Source organism: Providencia sp. UF-183, from assembly GCF_058246155.1.
The window spans coordinates 1-1,445 of record NZ_JBSICD010000056.1 but is presented as its reverse complement, the minus strand read 5'-3'; the positions used below and the strand labels follow the sequence as shown (position 1 = coordinate 1,445).

The following is a 1,445-nucleotide window of genomic DNA, read 5'->3' as shown; positions in this document are numbered from 1 at the left end:
AACGTGGTCAAAACCAGACAATATACAGTGGGTTACTTACCGAACCGAGGAAAGCCAAACCCCAGCCCACAACTGACCATCAGCGGTAAGTGGCTGAAAGAGTTGGAGTTTTAGGTGGGCAGCCACTTTACCCTCACTCGCCAAGCCGGACAGTTGATTATCCGGTTGGCTGAGGGGGAATAGAGCATTTAAGATGAAAGAGCCCTTTATGAAAAATAGAGGGTCAATATTTCAATGTTAGTTATTCATAATACTACTTTATTTATAATTCCTTCCAATAAGATAACCATAAAATAATAGTTATAGGCACTGATATTAAACTTAATTTAGCACTCAGTAATGCATTATATTGAATTATATGTCCCCACGCTTCCCATGTTGCATTCAGCTCACAGCCAATAAATGTGAATAATAGTAGCATGATAAATATACTTAAAAATAACGAGCATCCTATATATAAAAATAATACAAAAAATTTCGCAATATGGTTCTTAGTCATCACTACTATCCGAATTAATGATTTTTGGCAACTGATCTATTGTCGACTCACTAGTTCCACTACCTAGAGCATTACCAACTAAGTTAGGTATAGGATTTTGTGGGACAGGTTTTGTAATTGTCCATACTCCGGTAGGAACCCATTCATATTGTTTTGACACAGGATTAAGAACTTTATCAAAAGGGATTTTTAGCATATTACTTACCCCATAACCGACAGAAGCACCTGTTTTACTTAATAGTGCACCCAAGAAAGGATCATCACCTTTAATTTCAGCTTGATAATATCCACCAATAGCATTCCATGTCACTGTTGGGTTATAGCCTTTTCCAGCCGTTATTGATCCAATAACACCTGCACCAATAACATCCGAAAGCTTAACTTCACCATTAAAACCATATTGAATGCCTGCGTTTGCTACGCCTGAAACACCAACCGCAATTAACTGCTCTTTCCCTTTTGTGACACTATTAGTTAGGATGTTTTTTGAACCCATAACTATCACGGGCCAAGATGTTGGGGTCATCACAACATCTAATATTCTATCGCCATCCGTTATATTATCTTTTAAGAATTTTAAGTCTGAGCCATTAAGATAGTTAACCAATGCCGCAGCATCAGGATCTTTAAGTTTCTCATCAAATCTTATCTGTAAAGGATGTTCATCATTGGCTACATTAGTATATCCCATGATCATATCTTCCCAAGTGACACAAGCTACACCACCACCAGTACATGCATCTATTAACTCTTTGCTATTTTTATTACTAATATCAATATACTCTTGAAGAATAGGGCGACAATCCCTCCCTTCTGCTTTGCATGCTGCAAGATCTTTATCTAATTGACGAGCTTCTTTTTCACTCAGGTAGTTATTCTCAACTGTGGTCTTCCCGGCCTCTGCGGCATTTGCTGCACTGGACGTATCGCCGCCGACTAATCCACC

General features: G+C 38.4%; 2 protein-coding genes. One reads left to right on the top strand and one right to left on the bottom strand.

Annotated features, from left to right (window positions below; all coding sequences use genetic code 11):
* The first annotated feature begins 3 nt into the window (after positions 1 to 3).
* Positions 4 to 114: a SymE family type I addiction module toxin gene (locus AC4IFT_RS22290; RefSeq protein WP_490752908.1), complete on the top strand. Its 111-nt coding sequence runs from the start codon at positions 4 to 6 to the stop codon at positions 112 to 114.
* 377 nt (positions 115 to 491) lie between these two features.
* Here the strand turns inward: AC4IFT_RS22290 and AC4IFT_RS22285 are convergent.
* The coding region (locus AC4IFT_RS22285; protein ID WP_490752907.1) for a VENN motif pre-toxin domain-containing protein at positions 492 to 1,445 on the bottom strand (954 nt) is incomplete at its 5' end.